Raw genomic sequence first — 18,959 nt, forward strand, 5'->3', positions numbered from 1 at the left:
GTAATGGAGGAGACCCCTAAGGCTCTTCGTGTTGCACTCGTTGAAGATGACCCACGCATTCAGCAGCTGATCTGCGCTGAAATCACCGATGAGGGGCACGACTGCACCAGCTTCGGTTCCGCAGAAGATTTCCTCAACGCAGCAGGCTCCGATAACTTTGATCTGGTGCTGTTGGACCTCATGCTGCCGGGCATGGACGGCTTGACCTGTCTGAAACAGCTGCAGCTGAAGGCAGCCTCAGGACCAGCCCAGAGGGTGGTGATCGTGACGGCTCTCAATGATGACGACAAGCGACGCGAGGCTCTCTCCAACGGAGCAGAGGCCTACGTGCTTAAGCCGGATCTGTTCGAACAACTGCCGCAACTGCTCCGGATGCCTTCGATGCCCTGAGCCGGAGAAGCAACCGCACGATCGTGGATGTTCCTTGCGATGTGGGCTGCTGGTGGAGGGTCAGCATTCCTCCACACCCACTGACCAGTTCGCGCGCCAAGGCGAGCCCCAATCCAGGACCCTCCACCTTGTCGCCATCCCGGTCAGGCTTGCCCCGGAAAAAAGGTGACGACCACCGTTCCAGATCCTTGGAAGCCACAGGGGCATCAAGGCTCTGACTGGTGAACTCCAGGATGCAGTGGTCCAGCCCATCGCCCCCAGCAAGGCTGAGCTCAATCGGCATGGATCGATCGCCGTGCTGGCGAGCATTGTCGAGCAACTGATCCAACGCCAGCATCAAGGCCCTTGGATCGGTTTGGACCACCACGTCATCCCCGCATTCCAAACCCTGCAGCGTGAGATTCGGAGCCAACTCCAGGGAGGCGTCATACCAGCGCTGGAGCAGAGGCCCCAAGGGGTGGTCGCCACAGCAGACCAGATCCGGATCCACCTCCAGGCGCGTGAGCAGCGAGAGATGACCGAGCAACTTCTGAATCCGGGCCATTTCCTCTCGGGCCATCGTGAGGCTGGAGCTCACTGGGTTGGGAAGGTTCTTCAACCGAGCCATCCGTTGCAGATTTCCGCTCACGATCGCCAGGGGCGTGCGCAGCTCATGGGTCAGATCAGTCATGAAGCGCTGCTGCTGAACCAGAGCCCGTTCTTCAGGGCTGAGGTCGCGCAACGACAGCAACAGGAACGACGACTGAATCAACTCGACCGGCCGCCAACGCAACAACTGCACCTGTGATCCATCTCCATCCCGAGACAGCACATGACAACGACTCTCTCCAGAGGTTCGCGGCAAAGGCATCTGAGGATCCAACAGCTGAAGAGCTGTTTTGGCGTGAGCATCCAAGGGCCTGAGCTTCAGAACATCAGCCAGGGTTTGATTCACCACCTGAATCGGAACCCCTCCCACGAACAGTTCAGCAGAGGCTTGATTGGCCCAGTGGATCCTGCGATCCACATCGACGATCACCATGGCTTCGCTGGCCGCATCGAAAGCGACCTGCAGCATTCCAAGGGACTGCCGCAGTTGCGCGATCAGTTCGCTGTCACTGGAGGATGACGAAGAAGAAGCTGAGCTGTTCATGCCAGACGGCTCATCTCAGCTCGATTCCATCAAGGGTCGCAGCGTTGCTGCAAACGACCAGCTGCCGTCATCGTGTTTCTCAGCAACGATGAAATGCTCACTCTCAATGGCATGGCCATCCGAGCAAAACGTTGCCAGTTTCAACGGGTGATTCAGCACCTTCGACACCTCCGTCAATTTGAAACGAGCAAACCCGGCGTGATGGGAATCGCGAAAGCTTGGAGGCAGGATCAGACCGAGGGATTGACCGAGTAGAGCTGCTTCGGTCCAGCCGTAAACGGCCTTAAAAGGTTCGTTGATTTCCTGCACGATTCCCGAAGCATCAGCACGAACAAACGGGAGGTCTTCCTGCTCTCGGAGTGCTCGGATTCGATCCTCTGTCCAGGCTCCTGGTGACGACATAGCGAAAAGCAGCCAATTTCAATGTAGGGACAAAATCTTTGAAATTACTTTCTGTGCCTAGAGTGGAGTGAGGTTTTGAGGCCGGATGTCACTGGAATCCCAGCCCCGTCTCCGTGTCCTTCTTGTTGACGACGAACACAAACTGACCGATCTGCTTCGTCTGGAGCTTGATGTTGAGGGATACGACGTTGATGTCGCTTCTGATGGAGCGAGCGGCCTGATCCGCAGCCGCTCCGAACCTGCTCCCGACCTGATCATCCTTGATTGGAACTTGCCGGACTTCAGCGGCATCGACATCTGTCAGCGCATCCGAGCCGGGGGAATCACCATCCCAATCCTGATGCTCACGGGGCACGACGAAATCACCGATCGGGTCAAAGCTCTGGATGCCGGGGTTGATGATTACCTCGTCAAACCCTTTTCCATCGACGAATTGATGGCACGGCTGCGTGCCATGCACCGCCGCGCTGAAACGTTCTCAGGGCCTGCCAATGGATCCGACGTCAACGAAGTTCTCCAGGTCGCCGACCTCTCCATGAACACCCGGACCCGGGATGTGAAACGTGGAGATCGAGCCATCAAACTGTCCGTGAAGGAATACGACCTGCTCAATTTCCTGATGCGAGGTGCCGGCAGGGTGCTGGAACGTCAGGAGATCATGCATGGGGTCTGGGGAGAAAACTTTTATGGAGACGACAACCTCCTCGATGTCTACATCCGCTATCTGCGTCAAAAAGTCGAACTGGACGATGCTCCAGCCCTGATCCATACCGTCCGCGGCGTTGGATTCATCCTCAGGGAACAATCGAGCTGAGAACTTTGTTTCGCTCAGGTGCCCTTAGGGCTGCTGCCGTTCAAGGCTTCGCAACACCTGGCCAAGCAGCACCGAGACAGGATCATTTTCGAGACTCATCACAGAGGACAAATCCAAATCCCCTGGATCAACGGCCTGCCAACCAGCCCGCGATGGTGTGCGCAACTCGAAATGCAGATGCGGACCCGTGCTTAGGCCCGTGCTGCCAACGCGTCCAATCACCTCTCCCTGGCGCACCTGCTGACCGGGTCGTACGTAGATCTCCGAGAGGTGGCCATAGAGCGTGCGACGCAATGGATCGGCATGTTCCAGTTCGATGGCGACGCCATAGCCCCCCGCAAGACCACTGGTTACAACCTGGCCGGAGAGAGCCGCCACGACGGGAGTCCCCTCAGGTGCCGCGAAATCCCGACCGGCATGCATCAGCCAACTCCCCAGGATCGGATGCAGACGCCAGCCAAACCCACTGCTCTTGAAGGCGTCTCCAGCAACAGGGAAGAGCAGTCGGCTATCGCCGTTTCCAGGGCTTGGCAGAGGACGCGGCGTGACCGCAAAGACGGATTCCAACCGGAATCTGCCGCCATCGCGGGCGAGAAGCGCTGACACGGGAATACGCAGCGGCTGCTTGGAGGGGATCAAGCGAACACGGGCAGAGGACGGTGCCCCAGGCGAACGCCTAGCCACACCGGAGGCACACTCACGACGCGACAGAGCCCCACTGCGACAGGCGTCTTCGAAACGACTGCGGCCCATGGGAACCGCTGGAGCACCACCACGCTGGAGCATCTTGCGCTCCTGGGGAGTGATCACCCGTTGGCGCTCCAGAGCATCAAGAGACTGGTCAAAACCCTGAGCAGCCGCTGGTGGGATCAGCATCCAGATCGCCGCTAACCAGCTCAGCACTGGATGAGACATCGTCTAGGACAAATCCTATGGACGGCGGCGCAACTCAGGGCCAGCGTCGCCAGCTTTCGGTCCTTGAACCCTGACGCAACCGAAGAGCACCATCGTTTTCAAGACCAGTGATTTGCCAGATCTGACCATCCTGAGGATGAAGGAGCTGATCCGACCAGAGACGGGCCTGAACTCCATCGATGCACCAGGCACCATCGCCTCCAAGGCCGTGGCAGTGATCCAAGGCAAGCAGGACCTCCGCTGTCCAACGGATCGGATCCGCAGCCTGCTGCCCTTCAAGCCTCCGCAGGGCAATGCCCTCGCCAGGAACAGGATTCCGCACATTCAGGCCCAGTCCGATGCGCAGCAAACGCAGCTGGGAACCACGCTGCACCACCCCCGGGAGAAGACCGGCCAATTTGCGGCCCTGAACCAACAGGTCATTGGGCCATTTGATCTGAATCGAAAGGCCCCGCCGCTCAAGCCGTTGCGTCACTGACAGTGCCAGCGCCAAGCCAAGGAGACCGGCTTGACCAGATGCATGACTCCTCCAGGGCAAAGCGGCACTGATCCAGACACCACCTTCAGGGGAAAGCCAGGTTCGACCCAACTGGCCAACTCCCCTGCGCTGGTGGGTGGCGATTACAGCGCGCGGCCCCGTCAACGAGGGCTGATCCCGCAACCAAACCGCCAGCAAGTCCTCTGTACTGCTGCACACAGGCACCCGACGAATGGTCCATGGGCGCGCTGATGCACCTGCGATGCGGCGGTAGATCGCCATCAAACGACCACCACCCCGTTGAGGGCGTCGATGCTTGGTCATCCATCGATCAGCCATCCATTGCATCCGCAAGACGCGATGCGGCCTCCACCAGTTCGTTGACGGGCCGTACCAGCGCCATACGCAGCCACTGGCGGCCGCCGGCACCGAAACCCGACCCTGGGGTCAGCGCGACACCGCTGCGCTGGAGCAGTTCCCTGGCGGCATCCTCATCACTCCAGCCCTGACGACGGGCCGCAGCAGGCAAGGGGAACCACAGGTACATCGCCATCTCTGGACAGGGAACCGACCATCCACGTGCCGTGAGGGTCTCCACCACACGATCCCTGCGCTCGCGATAGATCGGATGCAACTGCTGCGGCCAATCAGGGAAGGCTTGCAACGCCTGGATCGCACCCTGCTGCAGAGCCAGGCTCTGATTGAAATCGATGACAGCCTTGGTGCGACGCAATGCGGCAATCACTGGCGCTGCACCAACCGCAAAACCCAGCCTGAACCCTCCTAGGCACCAGCCCTTTGACAGGGAGAAAAATTCAATGCCGGACGTCCTCCAGTTCGGAGCCTGCAACAGGCAGGGAGGCTGCCCATCCAGGGCAAGATCGACATAGGGATTGTCGTGAGCAATCACCACATCGTGCCGGGCACCGGTGGCCATGATTTGGTTGAGGTCTTCCTGATCCCCGACCCTGGCTGAAGGGTTGTGGGGATAGCCCAGCACGAACAACTTGAGCTGATCCCAGAGCGAGGAGGTAAGTCCCGTCAGATCCGGTCGCCAGTCCTGTTCCGGGGAAAGCGGCAAGGCCTTGGTTCTTGCTGCCGCAAGATGCAGCCCACCGGTGTGGGACGGATAACAGGGGTCCAGATGCAGGGCAGCGTCACCTGCATCGAGCACCGCCAGCGGTAGATGGGCGGTTCCTTCCTGGGATCCCACCAGGAACTGAACCTCCTGCTCGGGATCCACAGCAACATCGAAGCGATGGCGACACCAGTCCGCGACGGCGACATGCAGAGGCCTCAGACCGGTCTGAAGGCAATAGGAACCGCTGCTGGGGTCCATGACCGCTGAGGCCATCGTTTCGAGCAGGGCCGTGGGTGGCCGTAGATCGGACGATCCGATGGAGAGATCCACCAGATCTGGACGCGCAGATGACGACGCCTGGACCCGGTAAGCATGCTTGGCAGCATCAACGCGGGCGAAAACGGCGCTGCCCAGCGACGCGAGCCGCTTAGAGGTTGGCATCCAGGAAGGACTGCAGCTGCGCTTTGGCAATGGCACCTTCATGCCGCGCCACCACCTCACCGTCGCGGTAGAGGATCAGCGTGGGAATCCCTTGCACCTGATAGGCGTCACGGGTCTTCGGATTGGCATCAACTTCGATCTTGCCAACGCTCAGGCGATCGCCATAGGCATCAGCGACCCAATCCATAAGAGGGGCGATCAGTCGACAGGGACCACACCAGGCAGCCCAATAGTCCACAAGGACAGTGCCGGAAGCCTTCAGCACTTCACTTTCAAAACCAGCGTCGGTGAAATCGGCAACAGCTCCAGCCAAGGCACTCAAATGACTGAACCGATCCTATGGAAAACCGGATGACTTTCCCCGGATGGTCAGAGCTTGTCGATGGATCGCTTCAAATCTTCGAGCTCGGCATCCACTTCCTCCACCTGCACTGGCTTCACAGCCTCGGCCGCATCGGCCGCCGGCAGAGCGACCGCTTCAGGGCCTCCCTTCAGCTGAGCGCGCAACGCTTCGAGATCCTCATCAACGCCACCACCGCTTTCCAGGGCTGCGAACTGGCTCTCAAGATCAGATCCAGCCAGCTCAGCCGCGGCCTGACCGGTGGCCTCCATGGCCTCCACCTTTTCCTCCATCCGCTCGAAGGCAGCCATGGCTGAATCGGTGCCGATGTTGCCGACGGCGCTCTGCAGCTGCTGCTGAGCCTTGGCGGCCTGCGCTCGGGCCTTGAGCATGTCTTTTTTGGTCTTGGCCTCGGCGATTTTTCCTTCGAGGGCGACCAGACTTTTCTTGAGGGATTCCACCTGCCCGTCTTGGGCCTGCACCTGGGATGTCAGTGACGTCGCCGTCTCCTGGAAGGTCTTACGACGGGTGAGTGCTTCACGAGCGAGGGATTCCTCACCCTTTTTAAGAGCCAGCTCAGCACGCTCGTACCAGGTCTTCGATTGGGCAGCGGCCTGTTCAGCCTGGTTGGTCAAACGCTTTTGACTTGCAATCGCGAGAGCAACGGCCTGACGCAACTTGACCAGATCCGCCTGCATGTCGGAGACGGACTGGTCGAGGATCTTGGCCGGGTCCTCCATACCGCTGACAGCAGCGTTGGCATTGGCGCGAACCAGCCTGCTCAGCCGATCAAAGAAACCCATTACTTGGCCTCAGACGCGCTGAGATTAGCGAGGTTCTCGCAACGGTTCTGCCTAGGATTAATTGATGGCGGTTGCACCTGATTCCCAACGGCGGCGTCTCCCGGGCCTGGAACTGCTCCAATCAGCGCCCCCGCCGCCTGCAGAACCTTTGAAAACCTGTCTGGGCGCGCTTCAGAGGGAGTGGCGCAAAGACGATCATCTGGCCGCGCTGTGGCAGGACTGGCCCCGGGTGGCAGGCGCCCAACTGGCTCCTCACTGCCGCCCCTTATCGCTGCAACGTGGAGTGCTGACTGTGGGAGCCAGCCATCCCCAATGGCGCCAGGCTCTCCTCTACAACCGCCCCCAACTGATCAGCGCCCTGCATCAAGCCGGCCATGCGGTGCGTGATCTGCGCATCCAGCAACACCATTCCAATAAAGCCCCAGTTCTGGAGAGCGAAGCCAGCATTTGGGCCCAACATCCAAGTCGCACGGATGTCCATGGCATGGGGGCCTGCCCTGACTGCGGTAGACCGGCACCCAACGGCGAAATGAAGCTCTGGGGGCACTGCGGGTTCTGCCACCGTCAGACGTTGTCTGAGTCATAGAGCTCTACTGCTCAGAAACGCTCAGGACGCGGCTCTCGCCAGTCGGCCTCAACACCTTCGTCCTGCAGGGTTCTTGCCCGTTGCTCAAGGCGACTGCGGTCCAGACGCCACACGTCGTAAATCCCAATGCGTCCCAGCCGCTCAGGTTGCAGGTCGCTCCAGTGATCACGTTGTGCCGTCCCGCGATCGATCAGCACCAGCACGGTGCTGGATGCACCCGGGCTGCCGAGGGGGTATCCCCGCCATCCCCGCCGCTGTTCATGGGCCAGGCGATCCGCAATGTTGACCAGGGCGCCATCGGATTGCCCCTCATACAAGATCACCTGTCTTGTGTAGAAGTGCAGCGAAGGCTTCATGGCGCCAACCATGGCCATTGGTTCTCCGCTGCGCTGTTGCGACAGCATTAATGCTGCAGCGTCGCGGACCGGACGCTGACGCAGACGGTCTGCAAGTTCGGCAATCGGCACCAGAGCCGTGAGGTGAAAGCCCAGCAGGCAGGCCTGCATGGCCAGCAACGCCTGACCAGCGGAGCGTCGCTGCAGCAGCAGCAACGTCCCAAGAGTTGCTGCTGCACTGAACCAGATGGCGGCATGCCCCAAAAGACCACTGGCCAACAGATCCGCCGACAACGTCGGCATCTCTGGATCGTCGATCAGCGGAACCCAGAGCGATCCCAGCCAAAAGCCACCAGCCAGGACGGCGATCAGAGCCAGGCTGGTGCCCCAGGCCAGCCGTTGCCAACGCGATGAGCCCAGCGTGGCCTGGGCCACCAGGAGGGCCGCCGCAGGGGTGGCGGGCAACCAATAACTCGGCAATTTTGTGGCTGCTGTGGTGAACAGCAGCAGAACCGCCAACAGCCAACAGGCAGCGAATTGCTGCAATGAATCCTCCGGTGCAATCCGCGATCGAGGCACCCGCGCCAGCCCCAACAACAGGTATGGCGTGAAGGGCAGCGCAGCCACGAGCATTACCGGGCCGAAAAACCACCAAGGCTGGAGGTGATCATTCACCACGGACGTGAACCGTTGAAGATTGTGGTAGCCGAAAAAGCTGTCCCAGAAAGGCTGTCCTTCCACCAGCAGCTCTAGGACGTACCAGGGAAGACTGATCAGGGCCGTCAGCAGCAACCCAGGCAACGGTCGCAGCCTCTGCCAGGGTTGAACGAGATCCCGTCGCAACGCTGCGAACATCAGCAGAGCGAGTCCTGAAAGCACAACAGCGACCGGCCCCTTGGCCAGAACCGCGAAACCGAGGATCACCCAAGCCGGCCACCACGCCACCTCTTGAGGGGCGGCAAAACGACGCCACTGCAGCAACAGGCTGAGACCCAGCAGGCCACATAGCAGGGCATCACTCACCGCGGTGCGGCTCCAGACGAGCACCAGGGGCGAGAAGGCAAATGCCAGCGATGCAATCAGAGCTGTACAGCGGGGACGCGCATCACCGGGGAACGGCCAGCGCAGCAAGGTATCGGCGATGCCAAGCATCAGCCCGACCGTGGCCAAGGCGGAAGGAAGTCGTGCCGCCCAACTTCCGAGAGGATCCCAAACTTCACGTCCGGGGAGGGCGTAACCGAACCCCATCAGCCAGTACACCAGGGGCGGTTTATCGAAACGAGGCAAGCCGTTGACCCGAGGCGTCAGCCAGTCGCCGGTGTCGGCCATGGCCCGCCCCGCTGCGGCGAACAATGGCGGTGTTTCATCCACGACGCCGGTGGATCCCAGCCCCCAGAGCGTGATCACGAGTCCCAGGGCCAGAACAAACGCCAGAACCTGGTGTCGCTGTCGTCCTGAAACATTGACCGACAAGGAACTCTCAGCGCCTGGGGGTGATGCTGACATCCGCCATCAGTCCTGTTCGAATCCAGGCTTCAACACGCTGGCTAAAGACCTCGCAGGAGGCATGGGCCTCAGCCCAGCTGCGGCAGGCGGAGCGCTCAATGCTGCCGACATGTCGCAAGGCCTCCGTAAGAGCGTCAACATCGTCGGGAGGAACCAGCCAGCCCGTGCGGCCTGAACAGATCAGTTCCCCCGGTCCGCCGCGGTCATAGGCGACAACCGGAACACCACAGGCCAGGGCCTCCACCACAACATTGCCGTAGGCCTCATTCCATTTCGGTGTGTTGACCAGAGCGCGGCAGCGCCCCAACTCCTGCTGAAGCTCTGTGGTCGATCGAAAACCGCGCCAATCGATCGTGCCTTCAGGAACACTCGCTTGCACCTGCCGGGCGTAGACCTCATCCTCTCGCAACCCCCAAACAAGAAGCTGTTCTCCTAGGGCAGCGGCCGCAGCAGCCGCATCCTCCAGCCCCTTTTCCGGAGCGATGCGCCCCGCCCAGCCCAGGGGGCCATTCGTCTGCGTCTGAAAGGTGTAGTTGGCCAAGTCAAATCCGTTGCCCACAACATTGGCGGGAGCTGGCAGCTGAAAATCAGCGGCCTGGCGTTGCGTATGGAAAGCGAGGCGGTGCGGGTCCCAGGCGGCGACAGCTTCGATCACATCGCGCATCACCGCAGCCACATCCCCCATGCTGATGAGATGAAAGAGCTTGGCGCTGACCCGTTGCGTCAGCCAGATCGGCAGCCAGTCGTAGCCACCGTTGATCACGGCATCGGCTGATTGACCTGCATCGAGGGCGGTCTCCCAAAGAGCAGGCAAAAGACCATTGCGGGGAATCTCGACCGGTGCAAGCTCTGCGACGTGCTGCCAGCTCGGCTGATTCACACCCTCCACCTCCAGCAACTCAACACCGCTGCAATCGTCGGGAAGTGTTGAGCCTTTGGCGGCCACAACGGTAAGCCTGTGACCACGCCGTACTAGCCCCTGAACCAGCGATCGCAGGGTGAGCTCCACACCACCTCCCTCGCCACTGCCGAGGGCCCCGATTGGCGTGTTGACAACGACGAGATGGAGCGGAGCAGCCGTCATGAAGAGGCGTCCGTGATCGACAGCGGCTCCCAGATTCTTCGCCTTTGACTCACGAAGATCACCGACACCAGCACCATCACAACACCAATCCACTGGAGCAGATCAAGGCGCTCGCCCAGCAACCAACCTCCGGTGGCCAGCGCGAAAACCGGTGTCAGGAATCCCAGGCTGCTGAAACTGGTGAGATCGCGTTGATTGGCGAACCAGAAGAACAGCCCATAGGCCAAAGCGCTTCCGAGAAGGCTCGCGTAGCCCATACGCGTCCAGTCTGTTGCCGTCCAGGCCAGACCAGCATCAGTTCGCTGCAGGGCATGGACCAAAAGCAGAGGAAGTCCCCCCAGCAACATGTGCCATGCCGTCACGGTGACCGGATCGCTGTGGCGTGAGGCAAAGCGAATCAACACCGTTCCAGCGGCCATGGCGACGGCCGCCAGCAACATCCAGCCCTCGCCGGGCTGAAACAGCTGCTGCACCAATGGCGGGTCAGCCAGCAGCCACCAGTGACCCAGCAGCTCAGCGGGCAAACCGATGCAGACGATGCCTGCCAGACCAATGGCCAGCCCCATCCAGCCGATGGGATTGATCGACTCCGTGAACAGAACGCGAGCCATCAAGGCCACCAGCAGAGGCTGGCAATCAATCAAGACAGAACCGAGACCCGCACCAGTCCCCTCCAACCCCCGCGCCAAAAGCCCTTGAAACAAGGTGGCATCCACCAAGGTGAACAGGACGAACCAAACCAGGTCGCGCGAATCGATCGTCAGGCCACGACCGGTGCACTGCCCCCAGAGCAGAAGGGCCAAACCTGCTGGGACCAGTCGCAAGCCAGCGACAAGCCATGGGCCAGCGCTATCGAGCAAAGGAGCCATGGCAGTCATGGCGGTTCCCCAGAGCGCGAAGGGCAGCACCATCAGAAACCAGAGTCGCAGTGACGGCATGAATGGGCGCTTGGGTGCTCTTTTTAAGATCTGGAGTGATGCAGATGCGCAACATGTTCTGGCCCTGGCGGCGCAAATCCCGACGACGAATGGCTCGCATCGTTGTTGACGGCCCCATTACGGGTGCCACCCGGCAGCGGGTGTTGAAAGCTCTGCGGGAGGTGAAGCAGAGGGAATTTCCAGCCTTGCTGCTGCGAATTGACAGCCCAGGCGGCACGGTTGGAGACAGCCAGGAAATTCATGCGGCCCTCCTGCGGCTCAGAGAACAGGGCTGTCGCGTGGTGGCCAGCTTTGGCAACATCTCCGCCTCCGGTGGTGTCTACATCGGCGTCGCAGCGGAGAAGATCGTTGCCAATCCAGGCACGATCACCGGTTCAATCGGTGTGATCCTGCGGGGCAACGACCTCTCCAAGGTGTTCGAACGGATTGGAATTCGCTTCGACACAGTGAAGAGTGGTCCGTTCAAGGACATCCTTTCCCCTGATCGCCCGCTCAGCGATGCGGAACGCGCTCTGCTTCAGGAACTCATCGACAGCAGTTATGGCCAATTTGTGGGCGTTGTGGCGAAGGGGCGAAACCTTGAGGTGGAGACGGTGAAGCGTTTCGCCGATGGACGGGTGTTCAGCGGTGAACAGGCGCAGGCCCTGGGATTGGTTGATGAACTCGGGGACGAAGACCATGCCCGGCGCCTCGCGGCGAAGCTGGCAGAGCTCGACGAGGACGACATCCGTCCCGTCACCCTGGGCAAACAACGCCGAAAACTCAGCGGTCTGCTGCCGGGATCCCAGCTCTTGCATCAACTTCAGCAGCGCCTGTCGCTCGAGTTGATGGGAAGCGGTCAGGTGCTCTGGCTTTACCGCCCATGACCAGCTCTCCCCTCGTTCTGAGAGGCCTGCGTGGGGCCACCACCTGCACGGAGAACAGCACGGACGCCATCAAAGCCGCTGTGAGCGCGTTGATGGACGCCCTGGTGGATCGCAATGGGCTAACCCCAGACCAGTTGGTTTCAGTGACCTTCTCGGTTACAGCCGACCTGGACGCCTGCTTCCCAGCCGCCATCGCCCGGCGACGCCCCGGCTGGGACACGGTGGCCTTGCTCGACTGCCAACAAATGGCCGTCCAAGGAGATCTCCCTCGCTGCATCCGTGTTCTGGCCCACGCCTGGATTCCTCAGGACCAGACGCCCATGCACCCCTATCAAGGCGACGCACAGCGGCTACGACCAGATAGATCTGGTCACAACTGACAGATCACCCTCCGGCCCCTGAATTCACCGCCCAGCGATTGGACTCAGGAGAATCCCATTTAACGAGACGTTTCCTATGGCCCGTTCCACTACAAGACGTTTGCTCGCTGGAGCCGGCACTGCAGCGGCCCTGCTGATTGGCTCAACACTGACCGGCATTTCAGAGCAGACCGCGAACGCACAGGGCACTCCTGGCCTGATGGAATTCCGCTGGGACACGGACCGCGACTACCGCAAGCTGTACTACTACCAGACCTCCAACATCGAGAGCGACCGCTCTGAATGGTTTCTGACCTTGCGTGAAAAAGACCGCAAGACAGCGATCCTCAAACTCACCATCACCGTGCCGGACTACTTCGACTCCAAGCTGAAACCCCACCGCATGCGCCTGTGCCGTACCACCGTTGGCGGCATGATGAGCCGGAGCAAGTGCCTCGAAGAGATCCCAGCCGTCATCCAGGTCAACGAAGACCAGACAGCGATTGAAGTCTTCCCCGACACACCGCTGCCTTCAGACGGCGACTACTCGCTTTCCATCAAGTTGTTCAATCCCCAGGGGAAGCGCATGTATCAGTTCAACGCCCTGGTGCAGGCTCCCGGAGATGTGCCGATGTCCGGCTACCGCGGCAGCTGGCTGATTGATGTGGACTGACTGATAAAATCCCAGATTCAGATCGGCCGGTAGCCAGGAGACGTCCATGACTAAGCGCACCCTCGGAGGAACAAGCCGCAAGAGGAAGCGCGTCTCGGGTTTCCGTGTACGCATGCGCTCCCACACCGGCCGTCGCGTGATCCGTACACGTCGCAAACGCGGCCGCGCTCGTCTCGCAGCCTGATCGTTGGGGATGAATCCAGGGGGTTCATCCCGTCTTCGACCCCACTCAACAGGATTGGTTGATGGTCCTTCCCGCCTCCATGCGATTGCGCGGGCATCGATGCTTCAACCGCTTGCACCGATCCTCAAAGCGCCAACACGGAACCTTGATGGTTCTGCGCGTTGCCGCAGGAGACTCCAATCTGCTTCGTCGAGAGCTGCGGGGCATCCAGGATCAGTCCTGTCGCTGCGCTCTGGTGATCAGCAGCAAGGTGAGCAAGCGCGCCGTCAAGCGAAACCGTCTCAGGCGACTTCTGCACACGCACCTGCGTCGACGTTTCGAACGACGTAGCGATCTGGCAGGGCGCTGGCTTTTGATCAGCCTTCGTCCGGAAGCCGCGGAAGCCGAACCCACACAGTTGCTCGAAGAATGCGACAGTCTTCTGAGAAGCGCCGGACTGGATCCATGACCAGCATTCAGGAAGATGTCCACTACGACGGTGGACCAGCCCGCGGAGACCTGATCTTCAACATTCTGCTCGGCTTCACGCTGATCGGTCTTCCATTCACCATCGGCGCCGTTGTGCGTGCCCTGTGGCTGCGCTTCCGCATCACCAGTCGCCGGATCTCGGTGACGGGCGGCTGGATGGGAAAAGACAAAACCCAAGTGGTTTATTCCCAGATCACCGAGGTCCGCACCGTTCCCAGAGGCTTTGGCGCCTGGGGAGACATGGTGTTGGTTCTCCAGGATGGCGCCAGGCTCGAAATGCGCTCGATGCCTCGTTTCCGGGAGGTGGAGGCCTACATCCTCGAGCGAATCAGCAGCCGGGCTGCAAATGCCCAGCAGAAATCGACTGAAGGTTTCGCCGCCTGAGTGCAGCTGTTCATGCACACTGGCCTCACAACGTCCCGCCCCCCCGTTTCTTCAACGTGATCGGATACATCTCCGACAACCTGCTGATTCCAATCCTGGACTTCTTCTACGGATTGGTGCCCAGCTATGGCTTGGCCATCGTCGCCCTCACTCTCGTCATTCGGATCGCGCTCTATCCCCTGAGCGCAGGATCGATTCGCAGCGCCCGGCGCATGCGTATCGCTCAGCCCGTGATTCAGAAACGACAGGCTGAAATCAAGAGCCGGTTTGCCAACAACCCTCAGAAGCAGCAAGAGGAACTGGGCAATGTGATGAAGGAGTTCGGCAGCCCCCTGGCGGGATGTCTGCCGCTGTTGGTGCAGATGCCGATCCTGTTCGCTTTGTTTGCAACGCTGCGGGGTTCGCCGTTCGCGGACGTTCCGTACACCTTGAACATGAAGGTGATGCCGGCGGACCAGATCGCTGCGGTTGAACCCAAGCCGTTCAACAGCGCCAGCCATTCGATCTTCATTAGCGAAACCGACCACGTTCCGGTGATTGCCAGCCTGCCCCGGGGCACAAAAATAGGCGTTGGCGACAGTGCCATGGTGAACCTTCACACGAAGGATGGTCGAGCCTTCAGTGACGTTCTCACCGGCGTTGAAAACTCTGGACGCTTCGCCCCGAGGTGGGAAGTGACCAAGGGTGATGACATCGTGAGCGTCAGCGATGACGGCACGATCAAGGCAATCGCCGCCGGCGATGCCACCGTTGAAGCGAAGATTCCAGGCCTGGCAGCCCGCAGCGGCTTCCTGTTCATCAAAGCCCTGGGCCAGGTCGGCTTCTATGCCGATGGTGCAATCAATTGGGATATCGCCATTCTTGTTGCCGGCTTCGGCATCACCTTGTTCATCTCCCAACTGCTGTCGGGCATGGGGATGCCTGCCAACCCCCAGCAGTCCACAGCCAACAAAATCACCCCCGTGATGATCACGGGAATGTTTTTGTTCTTCCCACTCCCGGCCGGCGTTCTGCTCTACATGCTGATCGCCAACGTGTTCCAGGCACTGCAGACCTTCATCCTCAGCAAAGAGGCACTGCCCGACAACCTTCAGAAAATCCTGGACCAGCAGATGGCTCAGAAAACGGTGACGGTTTCGGCCACTTCGGGCGGTTCACGGCTGCCGTTTGAACCGAAGGGCAAGTGATCGAGGCACTGGAGCCTGTTCCCCTCCAGGAGCTCCGGGCCTTGGGCACACCGAAGGTCTGGGAGGTTGAGGGAGAGCTCGATCAGCTCCCCTCTCTCACACCAGTACGAGGCCATGTCTCTGCAGAGCACCGCGGCAACGTCTTGGCGGTTCAGGGGAAACTCAGCACGATCGTGACCCTCTGTTGTGATCGCTGTCTGAACCAGTTCAATCAAAACCTCAGCTGCGCCCCCTCTGAATTGATCTGGCTGGGCGCAGCCCCACCAACGGCAGACCAGCTAGAGCATTCTGGAGAGGTCGCCGAGATGGAAGGTCTGGTGGATGTTCTCGATCCACGCGGCGAATTCGATCCCCAGCAATGGGCGTTCGAGCAGCTCAATCTGATGCTGCCCGTCGTGAATCACTGCGGTGATCACTGTCCAGGACCACCTGGCTTAAACCTAACGCCCGTGACCTCAGACTCCACATCGAAGGAGGTTGATCCGCGCTGGCAGGCCCTTCAACAGCTCCAACAGCGGCTGGAGCAGCAATGAGCAGTGCAGCCTGGGGACACCAGATCGACCTTCTGGTCCGTGCACGCACGCCACTGATCTGGGTCCGCAGCAACGAGGAAGCACGGGTTGAAAGCCTTTTGGGAGAAGCCGCTCAGCGACTTGCACGCCAGCTGGTCTGCTGGAATTTCATTGATGGCATCAGCGGGCCGGTGAATGCCGATGGCCAGGGAAGTCGTCAACCGATGGCCATGCTGCAGTGGCTCCAGCAACGGGATGCGGGCAGTCCGACCCTGCTGCTCGCCAAGGATTTTCATCGCTTTTGCGATGACCCTGGCGTCGCCCGGATGCTGCGCAATCTCGAAGGATCGCTACGCACAACACCACACACTCTGGTGCTGTGTTGTGGGCAATGGACACCCCCAGGCGATCTCGAAGAAAGCCTCACCCTTCTGGATCTCCCCCTTCCCGACAACGACGACCTGCGCCGACTGATCAGCAGCATCAGCACCAGCAGCGGCAGTCCCCTCCCAGCTCATGTGTTGGATGAACTGGCGCAGGCCTGCAGTGGGCTCAGTGAGATGCGGGTTCGCCAGGTCGCTGCCCGCTCCCTGGCCCGCCGCGGCCAGCTGGGGCCGGACGATCTTCAAGACGTGCTCGAGGAAAAACGCCAGACCATTGCCCGCAGTGAGGTGCTGGAGTTCTGCCGCAGCGACGCGGGCACGGAAGCCATTGGTGGCCTCGAGGGTCTCAAAACCTGGCTGCAACAACGGCACAGGGCATTCTCGGAAGATGCGCGGCGCTTCGGACTGCCTCTCCCCCGTGGGGTGCTGCTTGTTGGCCCCCAGGGAACAGGGAAGTCACTCACCGCCAAGGCGATCGCCTGCAGTTGGTCCATGCCCCTGCTTCGTCTGGATGTGGGGCGTCTGTTCGCAGGTCTGGTGGGGGCCAGCGAGGCACGCACCCGCGAAATGATCCAACGCGCTGAAGCGATGGCGCCCTGCGTGCTCTGGATCGATGAAATCGACAAGGGCTTCGGGGGAGATGGCCGCAGCGATGGCGGCACAACCCAGCGGGTTCTGGCCAACGTGCTCACCTGGATGGCGGAGAAACAGTCACCGGTGTTCGTCGTCGCCACGGCCAACGGCGTCGAGAAACTTCCACCAGAGCTGCTGCGCAAGGGGCGTTTCGATGAGATTTTTATGCTTGATCTGCCCAGCAGCGCTGAACGCAACAGCATCCTTCAGCTGCATCTGGAACAGAGACGACCTGGGCTGAAGCTTCCCCTAGCGACCGTGGTGAGCCGTAGTGATGGGTTCTCTGGAGCCGAGCTGGAGCAAACCGTGATCGAGGCGATGCACCTGGCCTTTGCCGACAACCGTGAATTGACGGAACCGGATCTGATTGGTGCCGCCTCCCAGCTGATCCCTCTCTCACGCACAGCCAGCGAACAGCTGGAGAAGCTGAAACAGTGGGCGGCCGGCGGCCGCGCCCGCCCCGCTTCTGTTGCTGCAGGTAACGAAGCCTGACGCGGCGTAACGAACGTGGCGCTGGATCAAGGCGACAGCCAGCGCTCTCCCTACGGTCCAACCAATTGCCTGACTCCCGTGGAGCGCCACAACGACATCGCCACCCAGCTGTGTGTGGCCTGCCTCGGCGCTGGTGTGATCACCACCATGGCCGTTGCTCAGGGTCAGAGCCCCCTTACCGCCCTTGGCATCACCCTGTTTTCAGGCATCGCAGCGGTGATGGTTGGCCAGGTGCTCTGAAACGGCCTGCCATAGGCTGCCGGCGCTGACCCCCCTGAAACCGTGCTCGATCAGCGCCTTGTGCGTGACAACCCCGAAACGATCGCCCAGCAACTGGGGCGACGAGGCAAGGCGGTTGATCTCACCAAACTGCAGCTGATCGCTCAGCAACAGCGTGATCTGGAGCAACAACGCAGCAGCCTTCAGGCGGAAGGCAACCAGATCGGCAAAGAGGTCGGCCAGCGGATCAAGGCAGGTGCCGATCCCAAAGGCGAGGACGTCGCCGAACTGCGCCAAAAGGGCAATGCCATCAAGCAGAAGGTGGCTGTTCTTGAGGACGAGGAAAAGCAGCTGTCGAGTGAGCTCAAGCAACAGCTGCTTGGTTTCCCCAACCTGCCGGCCGAAGCCTGCCCTGACGGCCGCAGTGAGGAGGACAACATTGAGGTGCGCCGCTGGGGCAGCCCAAGGGTTGAAGACAACCTGGAAGAGCACTGGCAGATCGCTGAACGCCTGCAGCTGCTCGATACCGAACGATCCGTCCGCATCGCTCAGAGCCGGTTCGTCACCTTGCTGGGCCAGGGAGCACGCCTGGAGCGTGGCCTGATCAACTTCATGCTCGACCTCCATGGGAGCAAGGGGTACCGGGAAGTGCTGCCGCCGGTGCTTGTGAACAGCGCCAGCCTCACCGGATCGGGACAGCTGCCCAAGTTCGCTGAGGAGAGCTTCCGTTGCGCGGATGACGACCTCTGGCTGACACCGACCGCCGAGGTGCCGGTGACCTCCCTACACCGGGATGAAATCATCCCGGCGGATCAACTGCCGCTGCGCTACGCCGCCTACAGCCCCTGTTTCCGCCGTGAGGCCGGCAGCTATGGCCGCGACACCCGAGGTCTGATTCGCCTGCACCAGTTCAACAAGGTGGAGCTGTACTGGTTTGTACATCCGGATCACTCCGAGGAAGCCCACCAGCAGATCACCGCTGATGCAGAAGCTGTGCTGCAAGCCCTGGAGCTCCCCTATCGAGTCTTAGACCTGTGCACCGCCGACCTTGGCTTCTCAGCGCGCCGGACCTACGACCTCGAGGTCTGGCTGCCTGGGGCGGGTGCCTACCGGGAAATCTCCAGTTGCAGCGTCTGTGGCGATTTCCAGGCGCGACGTTCCTCCATCCGCACCAAAGAAGGCAAGGCAACGAAACTGGTCCACACCCTGAACGGCAGCGGTCTGGCCATCGGCAGAACCATGGCGGCCCTGCTGGAGACCGGTCAACAGGCAGACGGCAGCGTTCTGCTGCCCAAAGCCTTAGTGCCTTACGTCGGCCGCGAGCGACTCCAGCCAGAATGATCCGATCAGAATC

General features: G+C 60.7%; 24 protein-coding genes. 14 read left to right on the forward strand and 10 right to left on the reverse strand.

Features of this window, described 5'->3' with window-relative positions; all coding sequences use genetic code 11:
- The first annotated feature begins 3 nt into the window (after positions 1–3).
- Positions 4–390, forward strand: coding sequence for a response regulator (locus tag NCN06_RS04480; protein WP_226409477.1), 387 nt, complete (start codon positions 4–6; stop codon positions 388–390).
- Here NCN06_RS04480 and NCN06_RS04485 read toward each other — a convergent pair.
- Complete coding sequence (locus NCN06_RS04485) at positions 332–1,522, reverse strand: PAS domain-containing sensor histidine kinase (RefSeq protein WP_250398705.1); 1,191 nt, start codon at positions 1,520–1,522, stop codon at positions 332–334. The genes NCN06_RS04480 and NCN06_RS04485 overlap by 59 nt on opposite strands.
- A gap of 15 nt (positions 1,523–1,537) precedes the next feature.
- Entirely contained in the window at positions 1,538–1,924 is a 387-nt protein-coding gene (locus NCN06_RS04490; protein WP_226398315.1) for a PAS domain-containing protein, read from the reverse strand.
- An 85-nt stretch (positions 1,925–2,009) separates the two neighbouring features.
- Here NCN06_RS04490 and NCN06_RS04495 point away from each other — a divergent pair, with 85 nt between their 5' ends.
- Complete coding sequence (locus NCN06_RS04495) at positions 2,010–2,738, forward strand: response regulator transcription factor (protein WP_226398316.1); 729 nt, start codon at positions 2,010–2,012, stop codon at positions 2,736–2,738.
- A gap of 24 nt (positions 2,739–2,762) precedes the next feature.
- Here the strand turns inward: NCN06_RS04495 and NCN06_RS04500 are convergent, their stop codons facing one another.
- The 5 genes from NCN06_RS04500 to NCN06_RS04520 are packed head-to-tail and all read right to left on the reverse strand — an operon-like array spanning position 2,763 to position 6,796.
- Positions 2,763–3,653 carry a M23 family metallopeptidase gene (locus NCN06_RS04500; RefSeq protein ID WP_502988824.1) on the reverse strand — a complete coding sequence of 297 codons (891 nt, stop codon included), beginning with the start codon at positions 3,651–3,653 and terminating at the stop codon, positions 2,763–2,765.
- Between the two features lie 34 nt (positions 3,654–3,687).
- Positions 3,688–4,455 carry a biotin--[acetyl-CoA-carboxylase] ligase gene (locus tag NCN06_RS04505; RefSeq protein ID WP_226398317.1) on the reverse strand — a complete coding sequence of 256 codons (768 nt, stop codon included), beginning with the start codon at positions 4,453–4,455 and terminating at the stop codon, positions 3,688–3,690.
- Positions 4,456–4,462: 7 nt separating this feature from the next.
- Complete coding sequence (locus NCN06_RS04510; protein ID WP_226398318.1) at positions 4,463–5,653, reverse strand: aminotransferase class I/II-fold pyridoxal phosphate-dependent enzyme; 1,191 nt, start codon at positions 5,651–5,653, stop codon at positions 4,463–4,465.
- Positions 5,640–5,966 (reverse strand): thioredoxin, encoded by a 327-nt coding sequence (gene trxA, locus NCN06_RS04515; protein WP_170952152.1) that lies wholly within the window; start codon positions 5,964–5,966, stop codon positions 5,640–5,642. Before trxA ends, NCN06_RS04510 begins: the two co-directional genes overlap by 14 nt.
- A 56-nt stretch (positions 5,967–6,022) precedes the next feature.
- Positions 6,023–6,796 carry a PspA/IM30 family protein gene (locus NCN06_RS04520; protein ID WP_115024103.1) on the reverse strand — a complete coding sequence of 258 codons (774 nt, stop codon included), beginning with the start codon at positions 6,794–6,796 and terminating at the stop codon, positions 6,023–6,025.
- A 64-nt stretch (positions 6,797–6,860) separates the two neighbouring features.
- Between NCN06_RS04520 and NCN06_RS04525 the strand changes: the two genes are divergently transcribed.
- The gene (locus tag NCN06_RS04525) at positions 6,861–7,382 is read left to right on the forward strand and encodes a DciA family protein (protein WP_226398319.1); all 522 of its coding nucleotides are present in this window, start codon (positions 6,861–6,863) and stop codon (positions 7,380–7,382) included.
- Positions 7,383–7,393: 11 nt separating this feature from the next.
- On the opposite strand, the gene NCN06_RS04530 is transcribed toward NCN06_RS04525, so the two are convergent.
- Genes NCN06_RS04530 through NCN06_RS04540 form a run of 3 tightly spaced genes read right to left on the reverse strand, consistent with a single transcriptional unit; the run spans position 7,394 to position 11,245 of the window.
- Entirely contained in the window at positions 7,394–9,223 is a 1,830-nt protein-coding gene (locus NCN06_RS04530) for an ArnT family glycosyltransferase (protein ID WP_226398320.1), read from the reverse strand.
- Entirely contained in the window at positions 9,198–10,307 is a 1,110-nt protein-coding gene (locus tag NCN06_RS04535; RefSeq protein WP_226398321.1) for a glycosyltransferase, read from the reverse strand. Before NCN06_RS04535 ends, NCN06_RS04530 begins: the two co-directional genes overlap by 26 nt.
- The gene (locus NCN06_RS04540) at positions 10,304–11,245 is read right to left on the reverse strand and encodes a DMT family transporter (RefSeq protein ID WP_226398322.1); all 942 of its coding nucleotides are present in this window, start codon (positions 11,243–11,245) and stop codon (positions 10,304–10,306) included. Before NCN06_RS04540 ends, NCN06_RS04535 begins: the two co-directional genes overlap by 4 nt.
- Before the next feature lie 53 nt (positions 11,246–11,298).
- Between NCN06_RS04540 and sppA the strand changes: the two genes are divergently transcribed.
- The 11 genes from sppA to serS all read left to right on the forward strand — a co-directional run bounded on the left by sppA (position 11,299) and on the right by serS (position 18,946).
- Complete coding sequence (sppA, locus tag NCN06_RS04545; protein WP_115024373.1) at positions 11,299–12,111, forward strand: signal peptide peptidase SppA; 813 nt, start codon at positions 11,299–11,301, stop codon at positions 12,109–12,111.
- On the forward strand, positions 12,108–12,491 hold the full coding sequence (gene aroH, locus NCN06_RS04550; protein WP_115024111.1) for a chorismate mutase: 384 nt from the start codon (positions 12,108–12,110) through the stop codon (positions 12,489–12,491). Before sppA ends, aroH begins: the two co-directional genes overlap by 4 nt.
- 76 nt (positions 12,492–12,567) lie before the next feature.
- Positions 12,568–13,143 carry a DUF2808 domain-containing protein gene (locus tag NCN06_RS04555; RefSeq protein ID WP_250398706.1) on the forward strand — a complete coding sequence of 192 codons (576 nt, stop codon included), beginning with the start codon at positions 12,568–12,570 and terminating at the stop codon, positions 13,141–13,143.
- 46 nt (positions 13,144–13,189) lie between these two features.
- A complete protein-coding gene (gene rpmH / locus NCN06_RS04560) occupies positions 13,190–13,327 on the forward strand; it encodes a 50S ribosomal protein L34 (RefSeq protein ID WP_115024114.1) in 138 nt (45 codons plus the stop codon).
- Between the two features lie 61 nt (positions 13,328–13,388).
- Positions 13,389–13,775 (forward strand): ribonuclease P protein component, encoded by a 387-nt coding sequence (locus NCN06_RS04565; RefSeq protein ID WP_115024116.1) that lies wholly within the window; start codon positions 13,389–13,391, stop codon positions 13,773–13,775.
- A complete protein-coding gene (locus NCN06_RS04570) occupies positions 13,772–14,179 on the forward strand; it encodes a PH domain-containing protein (protein ID WP_115024118.1) in 408 nt (135 codons plus the stop codon). The genes NCN06_RS04565 and NCN06_RS04570 overlap by 4 nt, the downstream gene beginning before the upstream one ends.
- Positions 14,180–14,235: 56 nt before the next feature.
- A complete protein-coding gene (yidC, locus tag NCN06_RS04575; RefSeq protein WP_115024119.1) occupies positions 14,236–15,366 on the forward strand; it encodes a membrane protein insertase YidC in 1,131 nt (376 codons plus the stop codon).
- Positions 15,363–15,899, forward strand: a complete 537-nt coding sequence (locus NCN06_RS04580) for a YceD family protein (RefSeq protein WP_226398324.1) — start codon at positions 15,363–15,365, stop codon at positions 15,897–15,899. Before yidC ends, NCN06_RS04580 begins: the two co-directional genes overlap by 4 nt.
- A complete protein-coding gene (locus NCN06_RS04585; protein WP_226398325.1) occupies positions 15,896–17,386 on the forward strand; it encodes a Ycf46 family AAA ATPase in 1,491 nt (496 codons plus the stop codon). Before NCN06_RS04580 ends, NCN06_RS04585 begins: the two co-directional genes overlap by 4 nt.
- 15 nt (positions 17,387–17,401) lie before the next feature.
- Complete coding sequence (locus tag NCN06_RS04590) at positions 17,402–17,626, forward strand: hypothetical protein (RefSeq protein WP_115024124.1); 225 nt, start codon at positions 17,402–17,404, stop codon at positions 17,624–17,626.
- 42 nt (positions 17,627–17,668) lie between these two features.
- Positions 17,669–18,946, forward strand: coding sequence for a serine--tRNA ligase (gene serS / locus NCN06_RS04595; protein WP_226398326.1), 1,278 nt, complete (start codon positions 17,669–17,671; stop codon positions 18,944–18,946).
- The last annotated feature ends 13 nt before the right edge of the window (positions 18,947–18,959 follow it).

This window comes from Synechococcus sp. MU1648 (genome assembly GCF_023630615.1).
In the GTDB taxonomy this organism is placed as follows: domain Bacteria; phylum Cyanobacteriota; class Cyanobacteriia; order PCC-6307; family Cyanobiaceae; genus Parasynechococcus.